Annotated in this window: 21 protein-coding genes and 1 pseudogene; 21 read left to right on the top strand and 1 reads right to left on the bottom strand. The window is 31.5% G+C overall.

The genetic code is table 11. The features are described from left to right. Window positions 1-60: 60 nt before the first annotated feature. Window positions 61-1,773, bottom strand: coding sequence for a helix-turn-helix domain-containing protein (locus NAB20_RS03465; protein ID WP_375605508.1), 1,713 nt, complete (start codon window positions 1,771-1,773; stop codon window positions 61-63). Window positions 1,774-2,074: 301 nt separating this feature from the next. Between NAB20_RS03465 and NAB20_RS03460 the strand changes: the two genes are divergently transcribed. The 21 genes and pseudogenes from NAB20_RS03460 to NAB20_RS03360 all read left to right on the top strand — a co-directional run bounded on the left by NAB20_RS03460 (window position 2,075) and on the right by NAB20_RS03360 (window position 23,584). After that, the gene (locus NAB20_RS03460; protein ID WP_375605507.1) at window positions 2,075-2,548 is read left to right on the top strand and encodes a hypothetical protein; all 474 of its coding nucleotides are present in this window, start codon (window positions 2,075-2,077) and stop codon (window positions 2,546-2,548) included. A gap of 538 nt (window positions 2,549-3,086) precedes the next feature. Further along, a complete protein-coding gene (locus NAB20_RS03455) occupies window positions 3,087-3,245 on the top strand; it encodes a hypothetical protein (RefSeq protein WP_164849096.1) in 159 nt (52 codons plus the stop codon). A 224-nt stretch (window positions 3,246-3,469) separates the two neighbouring features. Further along, entirely contained in the window at window positions 3,470-4,201 is a 732-nt protein-coding gene (locus NAB20_RS03450; RefSeq protein ID WP_375605506.1) for a hypothetical protein, read from the top strand. 107 nt (window positions 4,202-4,308) lie between these two features. Next, complete coding sequence (locus NAB20_RS03445; protein ID WP_375605505.1) at window positions 4,309-4,440, top strand: hypothetical protein; 132 nt, start codon at window positions 4,309-4,311, stop codon at window positions 4,438-4,440. Between the two features lie 359 nt (window positions 4,441-4,799). Continuing rightward, window positions 4,800-4,967 (top strand): class IIb bacteriocin, lactobin A/cerein 7B family, encoded by a 168-nt coding sequence (locus NAB20_RS03440; RefSeq protein WP_375605504.1) that lies wholly within the window; start codon window positions 4,800-4,802, stop codon window positions 4,965-4,967. A 10-nt stretch (window positions 4,968-4,977) separates the two neighbouring features. After that, window positions 4,978-5,127 carry a hypothetical protein gene (locus NAB20_RS03435; RefSeq protein ID WP_375605503.1) on the top strand — a complete coding sequence of 50 codons (150 nt, stop codon included), beginning with the start codon at window positions 4,978-4,980 and terminating at the stop codon, window positions 5,125-5,127. Between the two features lie 168 nt (window positions 5,128-5,295). Further along, window positions 5,296-5,694 carry a hypothetical protein gene (locus NAB20_RS03430; protein ID WP_375605793.1) on the top strand — a complete coding sequence of 133 codons (399 nt, stop codon included), beginning with the start codon at window positions 5,296-5,298 and terminating at the stop codon, window positions 5,692-5,694. Next, window positions 5,666-6,133: a type II CAAX prenyl endopeptidase Rce1 family protein gene (locus tag NAB20_RS03425; protein ID WP_375605502.1), complete on the top strand. Its 468-nt coding sequence runs from the start codon at window positions 5,666-5,668 to the stop codon at window positions 6,131-6,133. Before NAB20_RS03430 ends, NAB20_RS03425 begins: the two co-directional genes overlap by 29 nt. A 695-nt stretch (window positions 6,134-6,828) precedes the next feature. After that, window positions 6,829-7,968, top strand: a complete 1,140-nt coding sequence (locus NAB20_RS03420) for an HlyD family secretion protein (protein WP_375605501.1) — start codon at window positions 6,829-6,831, stop codon at window positions 7,966-7,968. A 92-nt stretch (window positions 7,969-8,060) separates the two neighbouring features. Further along, a complete protein-coding gene (locus tag NAB20_RS03415) occupies window positions 8,061-10,244 on the top strand; it encodes a peptidase domain-containing ABC transporter (RefSeq protein WP_375605500.1) in 2,184 nt (727 codons plus the stop codon). A 140-nt stretch (window positions 10,245-10,384) separates the two neighbouring features. Beyond that, window positions 10,385-11,755 carry a rhodanese-related sulfurtransferase gene (locus NAB20_RS03410; protein ID WP_375605499.1) on the top strand — a complete coding sequence of 457 codons (1,371 nt, stop codon included), beginning with the start codon at window positions 10,385-10,387 and terminating at the stop codon, window positions 11,753-11,755. 1 nt (window position 11,756) lies between these two features. Beyond that, on the top strand, window positions 11,757-12,998 hold the full coding sequence (locus tag NAB20_RS03405; protein ID WP_375605498.1) for a peptidase U32 family protein: 1,242 nt from the start codon (window positions 11,757-11,759) through the stop codon (window positions 12,996-12,998). Then, complete coding sequence (locus NAB20_RS03400) at window positions 12,998-13,228, top strand: ferredoxin (RefSeq protein ID WP_105196209.1); 231 nt, start codon at window positions 12,998-13,000, stop codon at window positions 13,226-13,228. The genes NAB20_RS03405 and NAB20_RS03400 overlap by 1 nt, the downstream gene beginning before the upstream one ends. Before the next feature lie 172 nt (window positions 13,229-13,400). After that, window positions 13,401-14,840 (top strand): stage 0 sporulation family protein, encoded by a 1,440-nt coding sequence (locus NAB20_RS03395; protein WP_375605772.1) that lies wholly within the window; start codon window positions 13,401-13,403, stop codon window positions 14,838-14,840. Then, a complete protein-coding gene (locus NAB20_RS03390; RefSeq protein ID WP_164849095.1) occupies window positions 14,827-15,318 on the top strand; it encodes a gliding motility lipoprotein GldH in 492 nt (163 codons plus the stop codon). The genes NAB20_RS03395 and NAB20_RS03390 overlap by 14 nt, the downstream gene beginning before the upstream one ends. A gap of 2 nt (window positions 15,319-15,320) precedes the next feature. Further along, window positions 15,321-17,654 carry a penicillin-binding protein 1A gene (locus NAB20_RS03385; protein ID WP_088392473.1) on the top strand — a complete coding sequence of 778 codons (2,334 nt, stop codon included), beginning with the start codon at window positions 15,321-15,323 and terminating at the stop codon, window positions 17,652-17,654. 8 nt (window positions 17,655-17,662) lie between these two features. After that, the gene (locus NAB20_RS03380; protein ID WP_088392475.1) at window positions 17,663-18,367 is read left to right on the top strand and encodes a CoA transferase subunit A; all 705 of its coding nucleotides are present in this window, start codon (window positions 17,663-17,665) and stop codon (window positions 18,365-18,367) included. Window positions 18,368-18,523: 156 nt separating this feature from the next. After that, window positions 18,524-18,748, top strand: a pseudogene (locus tag NAB20_RS03375) (four helix bundle protein); the annotation flags it as partial. Between the two features lie 33 nt (window positions 18,749-18,781). After that, the gene (locus NAB20_RS03370) at window positions 18,782-19,438 is read left to right on the top strand and encodes a CoA transferase subunit B (RefSeq protein WP_088392477.1); all 657 of its coding nucleotides are present in this window, start codon (window positions 18,782-18,784) and stop codon (window positions 19,436-19,438) included. 189 nt (window positions 19,439-19,627) lie between these two features. Beyond that, window positions 19,628-22,339 carry a M4 family metallopeptidase gene (locus NAB20_RS03365; RefSeq protein WP_105196211.1) on the top strand — a complete coding sequence of 904 codons (2,712 nt, stop codon included), beginning with the start codon at window positions 19,628-19,630 and terminating at the stop codon, window positions 22,337-22,339. A 78-nt stretch (window positions 22,340-22,417) separates the two neighbouring features. Then, window positions 22,418-23,584 (top strand): class I SAM-dependent rRNA methyltransferase, encoded by a 1,167-nt coding sequence (locus tag NAB20_RS03360; protein ID WP_105196212.1) that lies wholly within the window; start codon window positions 22,418-22,420, stop codon window positions 23,582-23,584. The last annotated feature ends 364 nt before the right edge of the window (window positions 23,585-23,948 follow it).

Genomic DNA, 23,948 nt, shown 5'->3' with positions numbered 1-23,948 from the left:
TAAATTAAATGAGTTAAACTCGAAATTCCTGAATTCCGAGTTTAACTCATTTTTATTTCATTAATTTACTGATGTTTGAGAGCTATTTAATTCTTTGATAAAATAGCTTGGTTTTATTCCAGTTTTTTTAAAAAAAGCATTGGAAAAAGATTCTGCCGTGTTAAAGCCAAATTCATTAGCAAGAGCTAGTATAGTAAATCTTCTTATTTTGGTATCTTTTTGTAAAATTGTTAAAGCATAGTCTATTCTCAAATCATTTATATATTGTATAAATGTTTTTTGTTTGTACTCATTAATGATTTTCGAAACATATTTTGTATTTGTTTGAAATTCATCTGCTACATTCTGAATGGTCAAATTAATTCTTAAAAACCCTTTCTCGTTTTCGAAGGCAGTCAGTTTTTCTAAAATATCGTTTAGCTTTTCTTCATTTATACCAATTTCTTTTTCATTTTCTTCAATTATAATTTTTTTATTCTGAGCAACTGGTTCAGCCATAATTGCTTTGTTATCTAATTCCTTTAATAATTCTTGAAAACGCTGCTTATACAGTCTTTTTTGTTTTTTATTATTCAGAAAAAGAATTAATGCGAAACAAATAGATAAAATAGTAATTATGATTGCTATAATATAGTTACTTTTTAAACTTTGAATGGTGGTGTCTTTTTTCTCAATTAAATTAGGTATTTGATATTTCTTGATGATAACCTTATTTAATAAATGATTTTTCTTATTGATTAGACTATCAATAGAGGTTAATTGAGTTAAATATTTCAAATGGTTTTCTTTATCACCAGTCTTTTTATAGTAATCAACTAGGTAGGTGTAACCATCTGTAAATTCAGGAAAAATAGATTTAGTTTTTCTATATACAGAATCTACCAGTTGAAAGTTTTTTACTGCTAGATTTTTCAGCCCTAATTTTTCGTAAGCTTTACCTCTATAATAATAGCCAGCAATAACATTTGTACTGTCTTTAAATTCGATAAACTTAGGCAATGATTTATTTATACTGTCTAAAGCAATTTTGTATTTCTTTTTGTTTATCTGATTTGAACCTTCATTTAATACAAAAAGGTATTTATAATATTCATCATTTGTCTTTAGAGCTAATTTGTAACCTATTCTATTGTAATATGAACAAGAATCAGTCTTTTTAAGACTTCTATAAGCGTCAGCTAGGCAAAATAAAACATTAGTATGCAAGTATGAAAAATTATTTCCCTCATATTTCTGATTTTTACTGTAATTATAACATTCCTTATAAATAGGCAAAGCTTCCATTACATCACCATAATGTTCTGAAATAAAAGTTGCTATATCTAAACGACTTCTATAATATAAATCAAGGTCTTTATTTTTTACTTCTTTTACAGCCAGATTAAAATTTTCCATAGCTTCATTATACCTGCCTAATTGTATCAATTTAAAGGCTTTTTCTCGATATCCTGTAAATGGAAAAAATTTACTTTTCGAACCTTTAGTATATTTAATTACACTATCAAAATATTTGATGGATACTGAAGCAGGTTTATTATATAACAACATATAATAATATTGTGCCACATAAATTGAACTATCACTTTTTACAGCCTTATTATAATAAATCTTTAATATTTTAGAACGCAATTTTTCATTGCTAGCATTATCATAATAAAGATCGTTTAATTTATTAAAATTTAGTTTGGCTAAATTGGTTTCTTTACTTTGTGCCTTTGTTATATTATAATTTGATAGTATAACAAGGAAAATAATTGAGTATAAATGCTTCATTTTATATATTTTGCCAAAATTCAAAAAAGAATTTGATAATTTAATTAAGAGGTTAAGTTCTTGTTTTTCAGCGATATGTTTGTCGTGTAAATTTGTTTTTCCTGAATTTCGACCTAGAATTCCTGAATTTCGAGTATGTTGATTTGCACAACCCAATCTCCTCCCTTTACTTTGCATCGCAATTCTGAAACAAAGATACAAAAGCAAGAAGTCTTTTAAACTTTTTCCGGATTGTTTGTCGATTGGGTGGAGATATTCAAACAATTAAACTAACTAGGCAATCAAAAAACAAACATAAACTATGGGGATAAAAAATCAAATCAGTCTTGAAATACCACAAAGTGTTTTAGACGAAGTGCAAACTAAACTGAAAGAATGCAAAAGGTTATTAGCTCCTTTTTTGCAAGGGCTTACTCCTACGGAGCGCATGGAAATTTTTAAGATGGGGTATAAAACAGTGGCAACTGCTCAAAAGGTAAAGTCGTATTTAGAAACTAATCCTGAATTTGCTCCCACTTATATGGACAAAACGGAATTTTTAAAAGACGAAGCGGTAGTAACCCAACTGTCTCCATTAGCCAATATAGCAGAACAACTTACACGTGATCTTAATGACACGGTAATGTTGGCGGGTAGCGAAGCTATATATAGTGCTTTATTATATTACGGTCAGGTAAAAGAGGCGCATACTAAAGGAATACCAACTGCCAAACCAATTTATGAAGATTTAAGCCAACGTTTTAGTAAAAGACGTAGAGGAAATACGAGCTTATAACTTACTATAATAAGCAAAAAGCCTATTCCTAATAGCTTTGAGTTCCTATAGCGTAGCTTTTTCCTTCTAAATAATGCCTAAAAGGTATTAAATAATAGCTTTTAGCTTCAAATGAATACCTTTTAGGTTTATGAAAATTGCCTTTAGCTTGTACGTAATAGCTTTTAGGATTAAAATAGTATATTTTACAATTAATAAATAAAAAAAGACAAATGTTAGCATTTTTAATAGCATTGATTCAATATATCGTCAATTTAATTTTGGAGTATTGCATCAAGTAAGTGACTGAAATTAGTATTGTATTTTTATTGAAATTGCCATTGAATTTTGCACATTCAAAGAATTTCAAGTAAATAAAAACAGTAAGTAGCTACTACTCTTGGATGGTTTTTCTCCTAAGTAAACGAAAAACAAAAACACTTTTTGGGTTTAAAAGTCTGTTACCAAAAAGGAAGTGAACAAACAGACTATAAAAAAAGCAGCCTTAGCATTTGTTTTGGACGACAACTAAGACTGCCAATAATAAAAAAGCAAATTTATGAAAAATTTAAATGTTGTGGAGCTGAATGCTCAGGAATTGAAAAACGTTGAGGGAGGATTCTCTTTTAATTTTGCGATTTTCGGTTTTTCAATAGTTAATTATGATGATGATAGAAAACCAGGAGGAGGGAATCGTTGGAGAACAGATTTGTGGTAAATAAAATCGAATATCATGAAGTCTATTATTAAAGATTTCATGATTCTCTTGGTAATTATATTTATTTTTAAAGTTTGATCAATTTTTTTTACTTATTATTGAATAGAATTTAAGATTTTATGAGGTGTTTTCTTTTTATATTTTTTTTGAGTTTTACTAGTTTTTCTCAGAATACAATTGGGTTAGATGAGGTTATAATAGAAAAAAAAATAACTCCTTTACAATTGATCAAAAAAATTTTACGTAAAGCTGAAAATAATTATTTAAAAAATGATTCACTATTTTTAAAAGGAATTCATTATGCAATGCAGGATAAAGATACGGTTCTTTTTTTTAAGGGTAATGCAAAAGTAATGTTACCAAATTATATAAATTTAAGAGAGGTTCTATATGATAAGATATTTTGCAGTACTGATGAAACAGTTGCTAAATACAATAAAAAAATTATTGAAGAAATATGGTTTCCAAAAGACAAAGGAACTCCTATAGAAGAATGTGTTCCGTGGCATTTTCCTTTCTATATGTCACGATCAATTGAAATGATTGCTTTAAAAAATATTCCATGCTTCGACAGACCTCAAGATTTTGAATTTAATATAGAATGGTACGACTCTAAAATACATTTAGAATTCGAAGAAAAGAAGAAAAAAACACCTTTTAAAGGGGTAATTCAATTGAATTCAGTTGATTACGCAGTCACAAAAATTAAATATGAGTCTTTTGAAACTTATAATTATAAAAAGGCAAAAAGATATTATGATATAAAAAGGAATCAAGTAGAGGTTAATTTTATTAAAAATTCTGCTGGAAAATATGAACTTTTAAATTTAAGCTCAAGGATGCTTTTTAGTGGATATGGGAATGATTCTAAAGTGATAAAGCAATTTATAAGTTCATCAGAATTCGAAAAAGGGTATAGAAATTCTAAGTATGATTTATTAAGTCACTATTTTTAATATACTCTAAAGGGAGTGAATCAATAGACTACAAAAGCAATTTTAGTATCTGTTTTGTAGGAGACTAAGGCGGTTAATGTTAAAAAAACATAAAAAATTTAAATTGAATGAGACTTAATGTTCAGGAATTGAAAAATGTTGAGGGAGGCGTATGGTTCGATTGGTTAGTAAATGTAGGGTTTCTTGGTTTTGATTTCCAATATGGTGGATCATTATATCCAAAAAATATAATGGCTTAGGATATTAATTGTCAATTGGCACTAATAAACCATTGTGTCAAGCCTATCACATAATTAAAGGATAATGGTGACTATAGTTACTTTTGTTTTCTTGAATAAAAAATAATACTAATGAATTTTAATAATTCTATTTCTGAAAAAAGAGCATTTAGAATAATACTTATACTTATTATCATAGTATTATTTGTATTTGCAATGATAGGAATTACTTGATAAAATGAGTTAAAATAATTTGATAGCTTTTTTGGGTTTAAAAGTCTGTTACCAAAAAGGAAGTGAACAAACAGACTATAAAAAAGCAGCCTTAGCATTTGTTTTGGACGACAACTAAGACTGCGGATAATATAAAAAACAAATTTATGAAAAATTTAAATGTAGTTGAGCTGAATGCTCAGGAATTGAAAAACGTTGAGGGAGGGATACACCCTGCTTTATTATTTGCAATAGAATATCTAATAGTTGAGACTGTTGGAAATCCAAAAGCGTCATATAATGCATTTAAGGCTGGTTATAGTTCTCATAATTAAAATAAGATATATGAAAAATTTAGAATATAGAGAATTAGTTGATATTTCTGGAGGTAGTGAGATATCAGATGCGTTTTGGTATGGTGTAGGAGTAGTTGTAAGATGTCTTGAAGGTGTTCAAGCTGGAGCAGTAAAAGGTTCTGCAAATCGTTTTAATTAATTACATTAAGACGGGATTTTAATTTTTATGCTTTTAAAGTATAGTTAACTTATTCTGTTAAAGGTTTAAAATATTATATTTTTTGCATAAAAAAGGAGTTGAAGTATATAGAGGGACTTCATTATAAAATAGTCCCTCTATATTAAAAAATGAATAAAAAAACGAGTTATGTATAGATTTAATAACGCTTCTTTTATAAAAACCTCTATTTTATTTTTTTTGTTGCTATATAATTACTGTGTAAATAGTTTTAGGACTGAAATATATTCAGTTAATAATTTTTTCTTAAATATTGTTGCTGATATAGGAAATAATATTGTTTTTATACCTATAACCTTTTTGTTATGTGAAATTTTTAATTATAAGTTTTTTAAGAGTTTTTCGAACGAAATTTTATTTCACTTTTTTTTGCTTTCATTAGTTGAAATACTATCATTTTTCGTTAAAGGCATTGGTACTTTTGATCTGAAAGATATATTTGGACTTTCAGTTGGAGGTTTGCTGATTTTTTTAATGGTTAAATATAAAATTATTATTAATGATTCCATTACTGAAACAACTGATTAAAAACATTTTTTTGTTTTCAGTCTTAGCAATCTTATTGAATTTTATAATTGGTTATAGTCTTAATTTTTTTTTCGAAACCACAATTTCGAAACAAAATGATTTTAAAATGGACATTTCTAATTTGCTTTTATATTTATTTCTAGCTCCTTTATTAGAAACCTTTTTTTTTCAATTTTTGATTATATATCAAGTTTTTGAAAGTGTAAAGAATAAGTATAAAACTTTTGTTAGTGTTTTTTTATCAGCTCTTTTTTTCGGTTTGATTCATATTTATAGCACTCATTATTTTATTGCGACTATAATATTAGGAGTGTATTTTTCAGTTGCTTATTTATATTTTTTACATAGAGCAAATCATTTTTTTGCCTCTATACAAGTCTTTTTTATACATGCTTTTTTAAATACATTTATTTTTATTGTCAAGTTTTATTTTTCTTAAAATAATTTAATGTTGCATGTGTTGCTTGAATTCAGCTTTAGTAAAAATCTCAGCTCTCCGAAGTCTAGTCAAATTTTAGGATGGATATGCTGCGCAAAGTCTCCCGACTTTGTGTAAAACGATAAATAAAAGAAAAACAGGAAAAAAGATTATGATAGAGAATGATATAAATAACGCAAAGTCTCCCGACTTTGTGTAGCGGGTGACTGGGAAAATTTCGAAGCAGGTTTAAAAGGGAATAGACCGATAAAAAATAAAGTATGGAAAATATTTCAAAATCAAGATTAAAGAAAAAAATTGTAATTAGATTGGTGATTTTTGTGATTTCATTGACGATATTTTCCAATTGGATTTACATAGAAAAATTATTTAAAAAACTTTTGAATTTAATTTAAATGGAAAGTGCTTTTTATCTAGAATTTGAAAAATTTAGTTTATAAGCTTAATCCATTAATAAATTTTCTAGCACTTTCTATATGGGCGTACGATTTTGGTAAAGACGCTGCAGAAAGAGAGAGAAGATTAAAATAACATTAATAATGAAGAAGAAACTAGTATCATTGGCCATATTAATTTTTGTTGTATTATTTATACTTTCTTATAATTATGGAAAGTGGATAGTAATAATAAATAGATGAAAAAGTTTCAAATTTAAGGCTTTAGTAGAAAGTCTTAAATTTTAATTTGTATTAAAAATGAATTTCAGTCAAGACCCTATCCACACCCAAGAAACCCTTATCTCGCGTTATGCCACACGGAGTAAGTCTTTATATATAGTAATGGTAGTAGTAGTACTAGTTGTATTAGGCGCATTACCATTTATTTATGTAGACATTAGTAGCCAGAGCCGTGGTATTATTCGTAGTCAGCAGGATAAAGTACCTTTGCAAACAGTAGTAAGTGGCAAGATTATTAGTTGCTTACTAAAAAATAATAAACTTGTAAAAAAAGGGGATACTTTAGTACAAATAGCGCAAGATATTTTACAAACAGAAAAAGCCAGTACGCAAGCCACTGTTAACGATAATCAAATTTTATTGAACGATTTGCAACAAGCTGTATCAGGACAAGGTGAGCGGTTGCGTACCGCTGTTATGGTACAAGAATGGTACAGTTACACCAGTCGTCGGAATGAGTTACTTGAAAAATATCATTTTGCCCAGCAAGAACATGATCGTCAGAAAAAACTGTTTGATAAAGGGGTTATCTCCGCAAGTGAATTCGAAAAATTCCTTCATGCTGCCAAAACAGCTCAACAAGCTGTAGCTGTTTTAGAAAAAAGTCAAAAGGCACAGTGGCAAAATCGTCACCGCGAACTGTTGGTCCAATCTAAAAATCTAACCGGGACGATACAAAAAATAGCTACCGAATCTAAAAACTATTATGTTACTGCACCAGTTTCAGGTGTAATTACCGAATTTTCGGGTGTGCAAGTAGGTTCTTTTTTCACTCCTTCGCAACCCATTGCCGTTATTACTCCAATAGATCAGCAGTTAGTAGAATGTACGGTTAGCCCAGATGACATAGGCTTGATACATAAGAATCAAGAAGTAAAGTTTCAAATGGATGCCTTTAATTATAACCAATGGGGCTTATTAACAGGAAGAGTAATCGATATTGATAAAAATATTACGTTACAAGAAAATCAAGCTTTTTTTAAAGTACGTTGTGCTTTAAACGCTCCCACTTTACAACTTAAATCAGGATATACGACCCGTGCTACTAACGGCATGACACTTACTGCTCGATATACTCTAACACGTAGAAGTCTTTTTGATTTACTATTTGATAAGATGGACGATTGGTTAAATCCAAAATTAGTTAGTGTTCAGTAATTGCTTTTTAGTATTCAGTAATCAGGGATTTATTGAAGTAGTTACTGTTGTACTCTCCTTGAGCCATTTATGGTAAAAATAATAATAAGAAAATGTCTATAAAAATAAAACAACATGATATTCGCGATTGTGGTGCAGCTTGTTTGGTATCAATCGGGAATCATTACAAGGTTAATCTTCCTATAGCCCGTATCAGACAATTAGCAAGTACTGATAAAAGAGGTACCAATGTATTGGGAATGATTGAGGCTGCTGAAAAAATAGGTTTTACAGCTAAGGGTGTAAAAGGTGATTTGGACGCATTAGATAAAATTCCTTTACCCGCTGTTGCACATGTAATTATAAAAGAGCAACTACATCATTATGTTGTAATTTATAAAGTAGATCTTGTAAAGAACTCCCATTCTGAAATCGATAGTTTAAAATCAAAAATACTGGTAATGGATCCTGGGACAGGTACTATGGAGCATTATACCTATGAAGATTTTAAAAAAATATGGTCTGGAGTACTCATTCTTTTTGCACCAGCGGATCATTTCAAAACCTATAGCGAAAAAATTAGCCCATTGAAAAGATTTTGGGATTTAATTCAGCCACATAAAATTATCTTAATACAAGCCTTAGTAGGAGCTATTGTTTTCACAATTTTAGGACTTGCCATGTCTATTTATGTTCAAAAGATTACGGATTATGTACTCGTTGAAGGTAATCGTAAACTTTTGAATCTATTGAGTGTAACAATGATTGGGATCATTTTACTTCAGGCATACATTGGTTCAAAAAAGAGTATCTTGGTCATGAAAACTGGTCAGTTAATTGATGCTAAGTTAATTTTAGGTTACTATAAGCATTTGTTGCGATTGCCACAGCGTTTTTTTGATACCATGCAAATCGGTGAAATTACCTCACGTATAAATGACGCAGTAAAGATTCGCTCTTTTATAAATGATGTAGCCATAGAATTAATCGTAAATGTTTTTATTGTTATTTTTTCGTTTGTATTAATGTTTACGTACTATTGGAAGTTAGCATTGATTATTTTATTAGTTATTCCTTTTTATGCATTGGTGTACTTTTTATTGAATAAGTTTAATAAAAAAGTGGAACGCGACATTATGGAAAATGGAGCTGAACTGCAAACACAGTTAACGGAGAGTATTACACACATACGTACGGTTAAAGAATTTGGCATAGAAGAATTCTCAAATGTAAAAACTGAAAATCGATTTGTAAAATTACTTTTTTCCGTCTATAAGTCTGGAGCAAATACTTTATTCGCTGGAACATCTACTCAATTCTTAGCTTCTATTTTTACTGTTGTTTTAATGTGGATTGGCGCTGGTTATGTCATGGATCGTGCAATTACCCCAGGTGAATTATTCTCTTTCTATGCACTTATTGGTTATTTTACTTCACCTGTTGCTTCGTTAATTGGTATGAATAAAACAATGCAAAATGCATTGATAGCTGCGGATCGTTTATTTGAGATTATGGACTTGGAACGTGAAGCAACTGAAAATAAAATGGAATTAGATAAAGACAATTTAGGCGATATTCGTTTTGAGCAAGTTTGTTTTAGATATGGTTCTCGTCAGGAAATTTTTACTGATTTTAGCGCAGTGTTTAGAAGAAATGAGACCACTGCTATAGTAGGAGAAAGTGGAAGTGGAAAAACAACATTGATTTCACTGCTCCAAAGTCTATATCCAATACAGAGTGGAAAAATTTATATTGGAAATTATGATTTGCAATATATTCATTATGCAAGTTTGCGCAATATGGTTGGTGTTATTCCTCAGCAATTGAATCTTTTTTCAGGAAATATTATTGAAAATATTGCATTGGGCGATACTTTTCCTAATATACAAAGGGTTGTCGATTTATGTGGTCAGTTAGGAATTACAGAGTTTGTAGAGAAAATGCCTAATGGATTTAATACACAAGTAGGAGAAAACGGTGCCATGTTATCAGGTGGTCAAAAACAACGTATTGCTATTGCTAGAGCATTATATAAAAATCCAGAAATTTTATTAATGGATGAGGCAACTTCTGCTTTGGATACACAATCGGAACAATTAGTACAAAAAGCGATACAAGATTTCAAATCCCAAGGGAAAACGGTTATAGTAATAGCACATAGATTGAGTACTATTGCTAATGCTGATACTATTTTAGTTATGCATGAAGGGAAAGTTGTAGAGAAAGGAAATCATTTTGAACTTATTGAAAAAGACGGTAAATATGCTGCCTTGTGGAGCAAACAAAGTTTGGTTTAATACTTTGAGATTTTTATTTGAAATCATCTAAAAATCAATAAATTTGCATCCTCGAATCTTCCAATTAGACTCGAGGCGAAGCCGAACTGAGCGTAGCTAGTTCTAAACATTTTGTATAATCTCAAACTTAAGTGTATAGCATGCAACTGTATAACACCTTAAGCGCAGAAGAAAGAGCCGAGTTGATTGACCAAGCGGGGAAACAACGCCTTACAATTTCTTTCTACCAATACGCGCACATCGAAAACCCGCAAGAATTCCGTAATAATTTATATGTCGCTTGGGACAAGCTTGAAGCCTTAGGCCGAGTATATGTGGCTACAGAAGGTATTAATGCGCAAATGAGTGTACCTGCCGAGCATTTTGAAGCGTTCCGTGAAACACTAGAAGCTTACGATTTTATGAAAGGGCTTCGTATTAATGTAGCAGTGGAACACGATGACCATTCTTTCTTAAAACTGACCGTAAAAGTGCGTCACAAAATCGTTGCCGATGGATTAAACGACGAAACTTTTGATGTAACTAATAAAGGTGTGCATTTAGAAGCAAAAGCTTTCAATGCTATTTTAGACGACCCTAACACTATAGTAGTAGATTTTAGAAATCACTATGAAAGCGAAGTAGGACATTTCAGAGGGGCAATTACTCCCGATGTGGAAACATTCCGTGAGTCGTTACCCATTATTAACGAGCAATTAAAAGAGTTTAAAGAAGATAAAAACCTAGTGATGTATTGTACAGGTGGTATTCGTTGCGAAAAAGCATCGGCTTACTTCAAGCATCAAGGTTTTAAAAATGTATACCAATTAGAAGGAGGTATCATCAACTATGCGCGTCAAATCAAAGAACAAGGTTTGGAGAGCAAATTTATTGGTAAAAATTTTGTATTCGACCACCGTTTAGGAGAAAGAATCACGGATGATATTATTGCACAATGCCACCAATGTGGAAAACCTTGCGATAATCATACCAATTGTGCTAACGATGGTTGTCATTTGTTATTTATCCAATGTGATGAATGTGCAGAGAAAATGGAGCATTGTTGTTCAAATGAATGCTTAGAAACAACACATCTTCCTTTAGAAGAACAGGTAAAATTGCGTAAAGGAATCCAAGTGGGTAATAAAATTTTCCGTAAAGGAAAATCAGCAGCTTTAAAGTTCAAAAAATCAGGTGTTTTAGAAGGGATTACGCTAGCCAAAGCTACAGAAGGAGAAGCAAAACCAAAAACATTACGCCAACGCATTGCGGTTAAAAAAGTTATGATTGGAAAAGGAGAACACTATTATTCAAAAGCACAAGTTGGTCAATTTACATTAACCAATCACGAATTAAAAGTAGGTGATAAGGTGTTAATTCAAGGGCCTACTACGGGTGAGAAACAACTAATTGTGGAACAACTTTTTGTAAATGGTCAAGAAGGAACTACTGCTATAGCGGGTGATAAAGTGACTTTTGCCGTTCCTTTTAAAATTAGAGCTTCGGATAAATTGTTTAAATTTACAAAATAATATGACCACTACAGGAAAGATTGAGTTAATGGCTCCTGCTGGAAATTTTGAGTCCCTACAAGCTGCTTTAGATAACGGTTGTGATTCTATTTATTTTGGTGTTGAGCAATTAAATATGCGTGCACGTGCAACCGTAAATTTTGTTCTAGATGATTTACCTGAAATTGCTCGCCGTTGCCAAGAAAAAAAGGTAAGAACTTATCTTACATTAAATACGATTATTTATGATCATGATTTGTCAATAGTTAAAACATTAATTACAAAAGCAAAAGAAGCAGGTATTACAGCCGTAATTGCATCAGACCAAGCCGTAATTATGACAGCAAGGACAGCAGGTATGGAAGTACATATTTCTACTCAATTAAACGTAACAAATATTGAAACAGTAAAGTTTTATGCCTTGTTTGCAGATACTATTGTTTTATCCCGTGAGTTGAGTTTGCGTCAAGTTAAAAAAATTACAGAACAAATAGAAAAAGAAAATATTAAAGGACCTAGTGGTAATTTAGTAGAAATAGAGATTTTCGGTCATGGCGCATTATGTATGGCTGTATCAGGGAAATGTTATTTGAGCTTACATTCTCACAATTCTTCGGCAAATCGTGGTGCATGTAAACAAAATTGTCGAAAAAAATACACGGTTATCGATCAAGAGTCAGGTTTTGAAATTGAAATTGATAATGAATATATGATGTCTCCAAAAGACTTATGTACCCTAGATTTTTTAGATCAAGTAATAGATTCAGGAATTAAAGTACTAAAATTAGAGGGACGCGGACGTGCTCCCGAGTATGTAGCAACCGTTACCAAAACATACCGTGATGCGATTGATGCGTATTACGATGGGACTTTTTCTAAGGAAAAAATTAATAGTTGGATGGAAACATTAGAAACAGTTTATAATCGTGGTTTCTGGAGTGGTTATTATTTAGGACAGAAATTAGGAGAATGGAGTAAAGATCCAGGAAGTCACGCAACACAAAAAAAAGTATACGTAGGTAAAGGTACACATTATTTTCCTAAAGCAAGTATTGGTGAATTTAAAATAGAAGCTTACGATATTAAACAAGGAGATAAAATTTTAATAACAGGACCTAGCACAGGAGCGCAGGAAATGATTATTGAAGAAATGTATGTAAATGATCTAGTGGCTGATAAAGCAACAAAAGGAGATAGTTGTACTTTTAAATTACCTTTCAGAATACGTTTGTCCGATAAATTATACAAAATTGTAGAGGCATAATGATTATAGTAACTTTACAAAGAGATAAATGTATTGGATGTAATTACTGTGTAGAGTTTGCACCAGCACAATTTCAAATGTCTAAAAAAGATGGAAAATCTGTCTTAATAAAATCCGTTGATACAAAAGGTTTTCATACCTTAAAATCACATGATCATACTATTTTTGATGCTTGCGAATTAGCAGAAAAAGCCTGTCCCGTGCATATAATTACAGTAAAGGAAACTTAAAAAATAAAAAATAGAAGTCTAAACCTGTTGTGTTATAAATACAACAGGTTTTTTTATTTTGAAAAATGTCATTTGAATTTTGGTGCTTAAAAATTGTATCTTTACACACAAAAGTAAATTGGCAGTAGTAGTCTCACTTCAAAATGAGACGACCAATATATATTCAAATTTTATGGCATGTACTAATTGTTCAACCTCTTCTGGATCTCCAAAGGGGTGTAAAAATAATGGAACTTGTGGCACTGATAGCTGCAATAAATTAACCGTTTTCGATTGGCTCTCTAATATGTCCCTTCCAGGAGGACAAGAACCTTTTGACTGTGTAGAAGTTCGTTTTAAAAATGGTAGAAAAGAATTTTTTAAAAATGCTGAAAAACTAAGCCTTTCCATTGGTGATATAGTAGCAACAGAAGCTAATCCTGGACACGATGTTGGAATTATTACTTTAACTGGTGAATTAGTTAAAGTACAAATGAAAAAAAAAGGAGTAGATTACACAACTGAAACACCTAAAATATATCGTAAAGCATCACAAAAAGATATAGATATTTGGCAAGAAGCACGTAATAGAGAACAAGGAATACAAGTACGCGCTCGTGAACTGGCTATTGCATTAAATCTTGAAATGAAAATATCTGATATTGAATTTCAAGGAGATGGATCTAAAGCAACATTTTATTATACCGCCAGTGATCGTGTCGATTTTCGACAATTAATTAAAGATTATGCAGCCGAATTCAAGATTCGTATTGAAATGAAACAAGTAGGTTTTCGTCAAGAAGCAGCACGTTTAGGAGGGGTAGGTTCTTGTGGACGTGAATTATGTTGTTCAACTTGGTTAACCGATTTTAGAAGTGTTAATACTTCAGCAGCTCGTTATCAACAATTATCACTAAATCCTCAAAAATTAGCAGGTCAGTGTGGAAAACTCAAATGTTGTTTAAATTATGAGTTGGATACCTATATGGATGCTTTAAAAGATTTTCCAGATATGGAAACTAAATTATTAACGGATAGAGGAGAAGCTACTTGCCAAAAAATTGATATATTTAAAGAATTAATGTGGTTTGCTTACCCCGATAATATGGCTATTTGGCACATGCTTAAAGTGAGTGAAGTAAAAGAAATTTTAGATCTAAATAAAGAAGGAAAAAAAATAGCCACTTTAGAAGATTTTGTTTACGAAGAAGAAAAGGAAACAGTAGAAAAAACATTTCAGAATGCAATGGGGCAAGACAGTCTAACCCGTTTTGATCAACCTAAGAAAAAAAATAAGAAAAAGAAGACAAATAGTACAACCATTTCTAACGAAAAACCTATTGAAAATAAAACCGAAAAAATAATAAAACCTCGTTTTGAACAAAACAAACTCAAGCCAGAACATAAGCATAAACCCAAACCTAAACCTAAACCAGAAGCGATTAAACCCAAATTAGAAGAACGTAAATTAAAACAAGAAGGAGGCACTAAATCTAAACCAGAAGTTGCGAACTCTAAAGAAGATCATAATAAGAATAATCAAACAGAAGGGCAAAGGCCTAGAAACAATAGACCAAGACCCAGAAATAATAGGTCAAAAAATAGAAATGATAAAAAAGATGATCAAAACTAATTGGTACGGTTTCCTTTTAGGAATCGCATTGGTATCTTGTGACAAATCACAAGTATTTGACCAGTATAAGACTTTTGAAAACGGATGGGCAAAAAAAGAAGCAGTAAGTTTTGAGTTTGAACAAGAAGCTTCAAAAAAACCATTGAACTTATTTATTAATGTACGTAATAATGATGATTATGAATTTAGTAATCTATTTTTAATCGTAAAACTAGAACAACCACAAGGAAAAATATATGTTGATACATTAGAATATCAAATGGCAAATCCAGATGGTAGTCTTATGGGACAAGGCTTTTCTGATGTAAAAGAAAGTAAATTGTGGTACAAAGAAAATTATATATTCCCTAAAAAAGGAAAATACAAAGTAACCATTCAACAAGCAGTTCGTGAAAATGGAAAATTAAAAGGAATTGAAGTTTTAAATGGTGTTACTGAATTAGGTTTTAGAATAGAATCAACAGAAGAAAATAAATAATTATGGCTCAAAAATTAAACACTCGTAAACCAGATTATGACCCTTATGTAAAGAAATTTTGGAAATACTTTCTCTACGCATTTGGAGGTGTTTTTTTGTTTTTCCTTTTTGCTTCTTGGGGCTTATTCGGTTCCATGCCATCTTTTGAAGAATTAGAAAATCCAGAATCCAATCTAGCTACTGAAATTATTTCATCAGATGGAGTGGTTATTGGTAAATTTTTTAATGAAAATAGAACACCCGTAAAATATGAGGATTTACCAAAACATTTAGTTAAAGCACTCGTAGCCACCGAAGATGAACGATTTTATGAACATTCAGGAATTGATGGAAAAAGAACGCTAAGTGCAGCCTTAAAGTTAGGTACAGATGGGGGGGCATCTACCCTAACACAACAATTAGCAAAGTTACTTTTTCATGGAGAACGTTCCAAATTTAAAATTATAGGACTCATCCAAAAAGCAAAAGAATGGATTATTGCAATTCGTTTAGAACGTCAATATACCAAAAATGAAATTATAGCAATGTATCTTAATAAAGTTGATTTTGTAAATACCGCAGTAGGAATACGTTCTGCGGCCAAAGTATATTTTGCAAAAGAACCCAAACAACTTACAATAGACGAATCAGCTATGTTAGTAGGAATGTTAAAAAATCCTTCTCTATTTAACCCATTAAAACGTGAAGAAAAAGTACGGGATCGTCGTAATGTAGTCTTGAAACAAATGGAAAAAAATGGTTTTTTAACCACTACACAAAAAGAAAACTATCAAGCAAAACCTATAAAACTAACCTTTTCGCCCGAAAAATATAATGAAGGAACCGCTACCTATTTTAGAGAATATCTTCGTGATTATATGAAAAAATGGGTTGAAGAAAACAAAAAAGAAGATGGTTCTGATTATAATATCTATTCAGATGGATTAAAAATTTATACCACTATTGATTCTCGTATGCAGTTGTATGCAGAAGAAGCAATGAAAGAACATTTAGCTAATTTACAACAAGAATTTTTTATAGAACAAAAGAAAAATAAAACAGCTCCTTTTGTTAATATAACGGATACTGAAATTGAAAAAGTAATGGATCGTTCTATGCGTAATTCTGAACGTTGGCGAATTTTATCTGAAAATGGTATGGAAGAAGATGATATAAAAAAATCTTTTCACATCAAAACAAAAATGACTGTATTTACTTGGAAAGGAGATCGTGATACACTTATGACCCCTTATGATTCCATTCGTTATTATAAACATTTCTTGCAGCCAGGTTTAATGGCTATGGAACCCCAAACAGGTCATGTAAAAGCTTGGGTGGGAGGTATAGATTACCGTTATTTTCAATATGATCACGTAGGTTTAGGTGCCCGTCAAGTAGGATCTACTTTCAAGCCTTTTGTATACGCAACCGCTATACAACAATTAGGAATGTCTCCTTGTGATACCATTTTAGACGGCCCATTTATGATTCGTAAAGGAAAGCATAATGTTACAGAAGATTGGGAACCCCGAAATTCTGATAGAAGATATAGAGGAATGATGACCTTAAAAAGAGCACTAGCAAATTCTGTTAATACAGTATCTGCCAAGTTAATTGATAAGACAGGTCCTGACGCTGTAATTGCGTTATTAAGAAAATTAGGAGTAGAAACAGAAATCCCCTCACAACCCTCTATTGCTTTAGGTGCCGTTGATATTACCGTAAGAGATATGGTTGCTGCATTTAGCACCTTTGCCAATCAAGGTATTTATTTAAAACCACAAGTCATCTCTAAAATAGAAGACAAGAACGGAAATGTAATTTTTGAACCTAAATTAGAATCCAAAGACGTATTAAGTAAAGATGTTTCCTATGCTGTTATTAAATTATTAGAAGGCGTTACAGAATCAGGTTCTGGAGATCGTTTACGTACACAAGGAGGTGGATGGAAATACAATAGAGTAACGGGATATCCTTATATGTTTAAAAATCCTATTGCAGGAAAAACCGGTACTTCGCAAAATCAATCAGACGGTTGGTTTATAGGGATGGTACCTAATTTAGCAACAGGTGTTTGGGTAGGAAATGAAGATAGATCAGCCCATTTTAAAACGTTAGCAGCAGGTCAAGGTGCTACTATGGCGTTGCCTATTTGGGGACTTTTTATGAAAAAATGTTATGCAGATCCAACGCTCAATATTTCAAAAGAAGCTTTTGAAAAACCAAGCGATTTGAAAATTAAAGTAGACTGTTATTCAGCACCTTCTCATTCAAGAAGAGAAAATGATAGTACAGCTAATGACTCCATAAGAGTAAAACCTGAAGAAGAACAAAACACAGACGAATTTGGTTTATAAACACAACTATGATATCAAGAAAAGTTAACAACGTACAAGAAGCTTTAGAAGGAATTCAAGACGGAATGACCATTATGCTTGGTGGTTTCGGACTTTGTGGCATTCCTGAAAATAGTATTACAGAATTAGTAAATAAAGGTATAAAAAATTTAACTTGTATTTCGAACAATGCAGGCGTAGATGATTTTGGTCTGGGATTACTATTACAAAAACATCAAATAAAAAAAATGATTTCTTCTTATGTAGGAGAAAATGCTGAATTTGAACGTCAAATGCTTTCAGGTGAGTTAGAAGTAGAATTAACACCACAAGGGACTTTGGCTGAAAAATGCCGTGCTGCCCAAGCAGGTATTCCAGCGTTTTTTACCCCAGCAGGATACGGAACAGAAGTAGCAGAGGGAAAAGAAGTACGCGAATTTAACGGTAAAATGCATATTTTAGAACATGCGTTTCAAGCTGATTTTTCGATTGTAAAAGCTTGGAAAGGAGATGAAGCAGGTAACCTAATTTTCAAAGGAACAGCTCGTAATTTCAACGCTCCTATGGCAGGCGCTGCAAAAATTACTATTGCTGAGGTAGAAGAATTGGTACCAGCAGGCACTTTAGATCCGAATGAAATTCATATTCCAGGAATTATGATCAATCGTATTTTTCAAGGAGATAAATTTGAAAAAAGAATTGAACAACGTACGGTTCGTACTAAAATTCAATAATTCAATAATTCATCAATTTAAAAATGTAATAATTTATGAGTAATGACAATGTTATTTTAGTTAAGACCATAAATTTTGCATTAGATGTAATTATTCTGTGAAGAGTTAGAAAATAAAAAGAAGTTTGTTGTAGCAAATCAGCTTTTAAGAAGTGGAACGAGTATTGGAGCTAATATTCATGAAGCACAAAATGCTGAGAGTAGAATAGATTTTATACATAAAGTAAAAATTGCTGCTAAAGAAGTTGAAGAAACAAAATATTGGTTAATTCTTTGTGAAAGAGCTAAATCTTATCCTTTCAATGAGAATTTGAAAACTCAAATAAATGAGATTTCGCTAATAATTTATAAAATTCTACCAACAAGTAAATCAAAAAATTAGTACATTTTTACATTTATAAATTTATAAATTATTATGGCATTAGATAAAAATCAAATAGCACAACGCATAGCAAAAGAAGTAAAAGACGGCTACTATGTAAATCTTGGAATCGGTATTCCTACATTAGTTGCCAATTATGTTCGTGAAGATATTTCTGTTGAATTTCAATCGGAAAACGGTGTTTTAGGTATGGGACCTTTCCCTTTTGAAGGTGAAGAAGATGCTGATATCATCAACGCAGGAAAGCAAACTATAACCACTCTAGCTGGAGCAAGTTTCTTCGATTCAGCATTCAGTTTTGGTATGATACGCGCTCAAAAAGTAGACTTAACCATTTTAGGAGCTATGGAAGTTTCTGAAAATGGTGATATTGCTAATTGGAAAATTCCAGGAAAAATGGTAAAAGGGATGGGAGGCGCTATGGATTTAGTAGCTTCTGCGGAAAATATTATTGTAGCCATGATGCATGTAAATAAAGCAGGTGAATCAAAAATACTAAAAAAGTGTACTTTACCCTTAACTGGTGTGGGATGTGTTAAGAAAGTAGTTACAGAATTAGCTGTTTTAGAAATTACCACAAAAGGATTTAAGCTGTTAGAGCGTGCCCCTGGTGTATCTGTTGAAGAAATTATAAAAGCTACCGAAGCAGAATTAATCATTGAAGGAAATATACCTGAAATGACATTTTAGTATAAAAAAATTTCTTTAAAAAAGGCGATAGATTTTTCTCTATCGCCTTTTTTATTTTTTTATTTTTTTAGATGTTTTAATTGCAAAAACATAAAAAAAATAACTATATATTTTTATTTTAAAAAAAAATACTATATTAGTCGTGAAATAATTTAAATAATATTTTATCAACAAAACAAACTATTAGTTATGAAAAAACAATTACACAACGTAGCATCTATAATGGCATTGTCATTAGTTACGTTATCAACCGTTGCTCAGGAAAGCAATAAGTATATTCGAACAAAGGAAAAAAGTGATAACGGAACGCCGTCATTTGTTTCGTTTAAAGAGTCCTCTATCTATAAAACATCCGATGTTAAAACTTTATTTAAAGAGCAACTAGGTTTAAGAGCTAACCAAGATTTAGCTAAAATGCAATCAGATTCTGATAACTTGGGGTTTTCTCACGACAAATACCAGTTATATCATAAAGGAATAAAAGTTGAATTTGCTACCTATTCAGTACACTCTAAAAATGGTAGAGTAAATTCAATGAATGGGGAATATTATAATATTGGTGATATAGATATTAATCCATCTATAAAAGCAGATGTCGCTTTACAAAGAGCTATTTCTCATTTGGGAGCACAAGAGTTCTTATGGGATGATTTTGCTGAGGCAAATGCTAATAAATATTCTAAACCTCAAGGAGAGTTAGTTTTATTACCAATTGAGAATAATACCATTAAATTAGCTTATAAATTTGATATTTACGCTACAAAACCTTTGAGTAGAGGTGATGTGTATGTAGACGCTCAAAATGGTCAAATATTATTGTATAATGCAACTATTAAACATTTAGGTGAACATAGCCACGGTAAAAGATCATCAGAAGGAACTTATGTAAATATGTTTAAAACGAATACAATGGCTTTTGTAGCAGCAAATGCTGCAACTCGTTATAGTGGTTCACAAACCATAGAAACATCTTTAAGTGGATCTTCTTATATATTATCTGAAACGGGAAGAGGAAATGGTATTCAAACTTATAACATGAAAAAAGGGAGTACCTATAGTTCAGCTGTAAATTTTACAGATGCTGATAATAATTGGACAGCTACAGAATATAACAATACTAATAAAGATAATGCAGCTTTAGATGCTCATTGGGGAGCAGAAAAAACCTATGATTATTGGAAAAATATTCATGGTAGAAATAGTTATGATAATGTAGGGGCAAAAATTAATAGTTATGTGCATTTTGGAAATAATTATGATAATGCCTATTGGGATGGAACTAGAATGACCTATGGAGATGGGAGTGGTACTTATTTTGATGCACTAACCTCATTAGACGTGTGTGGTCATGAAATCGGACATGCTGTTTGTGAAAAAACAGCAAATCTTGTGTACCAAAATGAATCAGGAGCTATGAACGAAGGATTTTCTGATATCTGGGGAGCATGTATTGAAAATTATGCACAAGCAAATAAACAAATTTGGTTAATAGGAGAAGATATCGAAAGAAGATCAGGACATTTAGCACTAAGATCTATGAGTAATCCTAATGCAGAAGGACAGCCTGACACATACAAAGGAACTAATTGGTATTCAGGAACTGGTGATTCAGGAGGTGTACATACCAATTCAGGAGTATTGAATTACTGGTTTTATTTGTTATCTGTTGGAGGATCAGGAACTAACGACATAGGAAATGCTTTTAACGTAACAGGAATAACTATTGCAAAAGCAGAAAAAATAGCCTTCCGTACAGAAAGTGTATATTTATCATCTAATTCAAATTATGCTAGTGCAAGAACAGGAGCTATTCAAGCAGCTACTGATTTATACGGTGCAGGATCACCAGAAGTTATCGCTACTACTAATGCTTGGCATGCTGTAGGTATAGGTGCAGCTTATTCAGGAGGTACTTCAGATACGACTGCTCCAACTACTCCAACTAACTTAGCGGCTTCAGCTACTACATCTACATCTACTACTTTATCTTGGACAGCTTCTACTGATAATGTTGGAGTTACAGGATATAATATCTATAATGGAACTACTCTTTTAGCATCTTCAGCTACTACTAGTGCTACTATATCAGGATTAACAGCATCTACAACATATAATTTTACTGTAAAAGCGAAAGATGCAGCAGGCAATTTATCAGCTGCAAGTAATGCTGTTTCAGTTACTACTTCTGCGGGTTCAACTCTTGTTTATTGTGCATCTAAAGGATCTAGTCAAGCAGACGAATGGATTGATTATGTAGCATTAAATGGTATGACAAATGCAACAGCTGCTAATGCAGGATATGGCAACTTTACGTCTAAAGTAGCACCTCTACCTTATGGCTCTAATACTATTACATTTAGTGCAGGTTTTGCGGGTATTGCATATACTGAATACTGGTCAGTATGGGTTGACTATAACAAAAATGGTACATTTGAATCAACAGAAAAAGTAGCATCAGGTTCTTCTTCTAGTTCAGGAAATTTAACGGGTACTTTTACAGTTCCTACTACAGCTTTAGCAGGACAAACAAGAATGAGAGTTCAAATGAAATATGGATCTGCTTCTACAGCTTGTGAAACATTCCCTTATGGTGAAGTAGAAGATTATACAGTTAATATAGGTGCTACAGCCGTTGCAGGTCTTACTTCTGGTACAGAAATTTCAGATGAAGCGAACAATTATAATATGGAAATTTATCCAAATCCATCAAATGGTGTGCTAAATATACGATTACTAGATAATAGAGCCGTTTCATATCAAATTTATAACTTAATGGGACAACCTTTAAAATCAGGGAAATTAAATCAAGAAATTAATGTTTCTGATTTAGCTACAGGGATGTATGTAATTGAGATTAATGATGGTCAAAAAACATTAACGAAGAAATTTGCTAAAAAATAAAACGTAATTAAAACTATATTGAGAGACCGAATTTGTTCGGTCTCTTTTTTTATAGTTACATTTGCAAAAAAAAGAATCATGAGTTTTCCAAAAGTAATTTTAAAACAAGGAAAAGAAAAATCAATCTTACGTCGTCATCCATGGGTATTTAGTGGAGCTGTTTACGGAGTATCTCAAGAAATAGCAGATGGCGAAATGGTAGAAGTTGTTGATGCTAAAAATCAATTACTAGGGACTGGTTATTTTAGTGATAAAGGCAGTATTGTAGTACGATTACTTACTTTTGGAAGTGAAAAATTTACAAATGATTTTTGGACTCAAAAACTGATTTCTGCTTGGAATTTAAGAACTCAATTATTGAATTTAGAAGTAACTAATGCCTTTCGTGTTATTCATGGAGAAGGGGATGGTATACCTGGTTTAATTATTGATTTTTACAATAATCATTGGGTTTTACAAGCTCATTCATCAGGGATTTATTACCAGATAGAAAAAATAGCACAAACTATTCAATCTGCTTTTCCAACATATTGTGAAACGATCTATTGTAAAAGTAGTGGTACACTCCCTAATACAGGAACTGATTACTTTTTATATGGAAATACCAAAGAAACAATAGCTAAAGAAAATCATATCCTTTTTTCTGTAAATTGGGTAGAAGGACAAAAAACAGGTTTCTTTCTAGATCAACGGGATAACCGAAAATTATTAGCTGAATTTTCAAAAGGAAAAAAGGTATTAAATACTTTTTGTTATACAGGAGGTTTTTCAATTTATGCTATGAAGTCAGGTGCTGAATTAGTAACGTCTGTTGATATTTCGCAAAAAGCGGTTGATTTAGCGGCTAAAAATATGGAATTAAATTTTTCGAATGCGAATCATCAACCTGTGGCAGATGATGTATTTAATTTTATGAAAGAAAATCATCAGATATATGATTTAATTGTACTAGATCCTCCTGCTTTTGCTAAAAGTATAAAGAGTAAGCATACCGCAACTCAAGCATATAAAAGATTAAATATAGCGGGGTTAAAAGCTTTAGCTCCTAAGGGAATTCTTTTTACTTTTTCATGTTCACAAGTTATTGATGATGTATTATTTTATAATACCATAGCAGCAGCAGCCATAGAATCTGGTAGAATTATTCGAGTTTTACACAAATTGGGACAAGGACCTGATCATCCAACTAATATTTATCATCCTGAAGGTCATTATTTAAAAGGACTTGTTTTGTATGTAGAATAATTGAAGCTGTCATAAAAGAATTGCAATTTTGTTCATTTTCGATCATAAGGAAACCATATAATACTGATAATATCAATTAGACCAAAAAAGAAGAGATAGACTAGACGTTGGTTTTAACCCAGATTTCAAGAAAGTATTGTTCTTTGACAAATGAGAGCTGACTTGTACTTGTCAGCGAAGCCTATGCAAAAAATGTTGAATTTATCCCCTCTTAAATTTTGGCTGAAATGTAAAAAGGCTTCCATTTGGAAGTCCTTGAGACAATTAATGATCAAACATCGTGTTATCTCGTATATAATAATTTTAGCTAAGTTAGATAGAATTACGCATTAGACCCGAGCGTAGCGAATAGACGAAGTAAATC

The organism is Flavobacterium davisii, assembly GCF_042182265.1.
Taxonomy (GTDB): domain Bacteria; phylum Bacteroidota; class Bacteroidia; order Flavobacteriales; family Flavobacteriaceae; genus Flavobacterium; species Flavobacterium davisii.
This window is presented reverse-complemented; position numbering and strand designations above follow the sequence as displayed.

What these genes read in the sequence shown, in the direction of transcription:
- NAB20_RS03465 (WP_375605508.1), bottom strand. Translation starts at nt 1,773, where the DNA reads ATGAAGCATTTATACTCAATTATTTTCCTTGTTATACTATCAAATTAT.
- NAB20_RS03460 (WP_375605507.1), top strand. Translation starts at nt 2,075, where the DNA reads ATGGGGATAAAAAATCAAATCAGTCTTGAAATACCACAAAGTGTTTTA.
- NAB20_RS03455 (WP_164849096.1), top strand. Translation starts at nt 3,087, where the DNA reads ATGAAAAATTTAAATGTTGTGGAGCTGAATGCTCAGGAATTGAAAAAC.
- NAB20_RS03445 (WP_375605505.1), top strand. Translation starts at nt 4,309, where the DNA reads ATGAGACTTAATGTTCAGGAATTGAAAAATGTTGAGGGAGGCGTATGG.
- NAB20_RS03440 (WP_375605504.1), top strand. Translation starts at nt 4,800, where the DNA reads ATGAAAAATTTAAATGTAGTTGAGCTGAATGCTCAGGAATTGAAAAAC.
- NAB20_RS03435 (WP_375605503.1), top strand. Translation starts at nt 4,978, where the DNA reads ATGAAAAATTTAGAATATAGAGAATTAGTTGATATTTCTGGAGGTAGT.
- NAB20_RS03430 (WP_375605793.1), top strand. Translation starts at nt 5,296, where the DNA reads ATGTATAGATTTAATAACGCTTCTTTTATAAAAACCTCTATTTTATTT.
- NAB20_RS03425 (WP_375605502.1), top strand. Translation starts at nt 5,666, where the DNA reads ATGATTCCATTACTGAAACAACTGATTAAAAACATTTTTTTGTTTTCA.
- NAB20_RS03420 (WP_375605501.1), top strand. Translation starts at nt 6,829, where the DNA reads ATGAATTTCAGTCAAGACCCTATCCACACCCAAGAAACCCTTATCTCG.
- NAB20_RS03415 (WP_375605500.1), top strand. Translation starts at nt 8,061, where the DNA reads ATGTCTATAAAAATAAAACAACATGATATTCGCGATTGTGGTGCAGCT.
- NAB20_RS03410 (WP_375605499.1), top strand. Translation starts at nt 10,385, where the DNA reads ATGCAACTGTATAACACCTTAAGCGCAGAAGAAAGAGCCGAGTTGATT.
- NAB20_RS03405 (WP_375605498.1), top strand. Translation starts at nt 11,757, where the DNA reads ATGACCACTACAGGAAAGATTGAGTTAATGGCTCCTGCTGGAAATTTT.
- NAB20_RS03400 (WP_105196209.1), top strand. Translation starts at nt 12,998, where the DNA reads ATGATTATAGTAACTTTACAAAGAGATAAATGTATTGGATGTAATTAC.
- NAB20_RS03395 (WP_375605772.1), top strand. Translation starts at nt 13,401, where the DNA reads ATGGCATGTACTAATTGTTCAACCTCTTCTGGATCTCCAAAGGGGTGT.
- NAB20_RS03390 (WP_164849095.1), top strand. Translation starts at nt 14,827, where the DNA reads ATGATCAAAACTAATTGGTACGGTTTCCTTTTAGGAATCGCATTGGTA.
- NAB20_RS03385 (WP_088392473.1), top strand. Translation starts at nt 15,321, where the DNA reads ATGGCTCAAAAATTAAACACTCGTAAACCAGATTATGACCCTTATGTA.
- NAB20_RS03380 (WP_088392475.1), top strand. Translation starts at nt 17,663, where the DNA reads ATGATATCAAGAAAAGTTAACAACGTACAAGAAGCTTTAGAAGGAATT.
- NAB20_RS03370 (WP_088392477.1), top strand. Translation starts at nt 18,782, where the DNA reads ATGGCATTAGATAAAAATCAAATAGCACAACGCATAGCAAAAGAAGTA.
- NAB20_RS03365 (WP_105196211.1), top strand. Translation starts at nt 19,628, where the DNA reads ATGAAAAAACAATTACACAACGTAGCATCTATAATGGCATTGTCATTA.
- NAB20_RS03360 (WP_105196212.1), top strand. Translation starts at nt 22,418, where the DNA reads ATGAGTTTTCCAAAAGTAATTTTAAAACAAGGAAAAGAAAAATCAATC.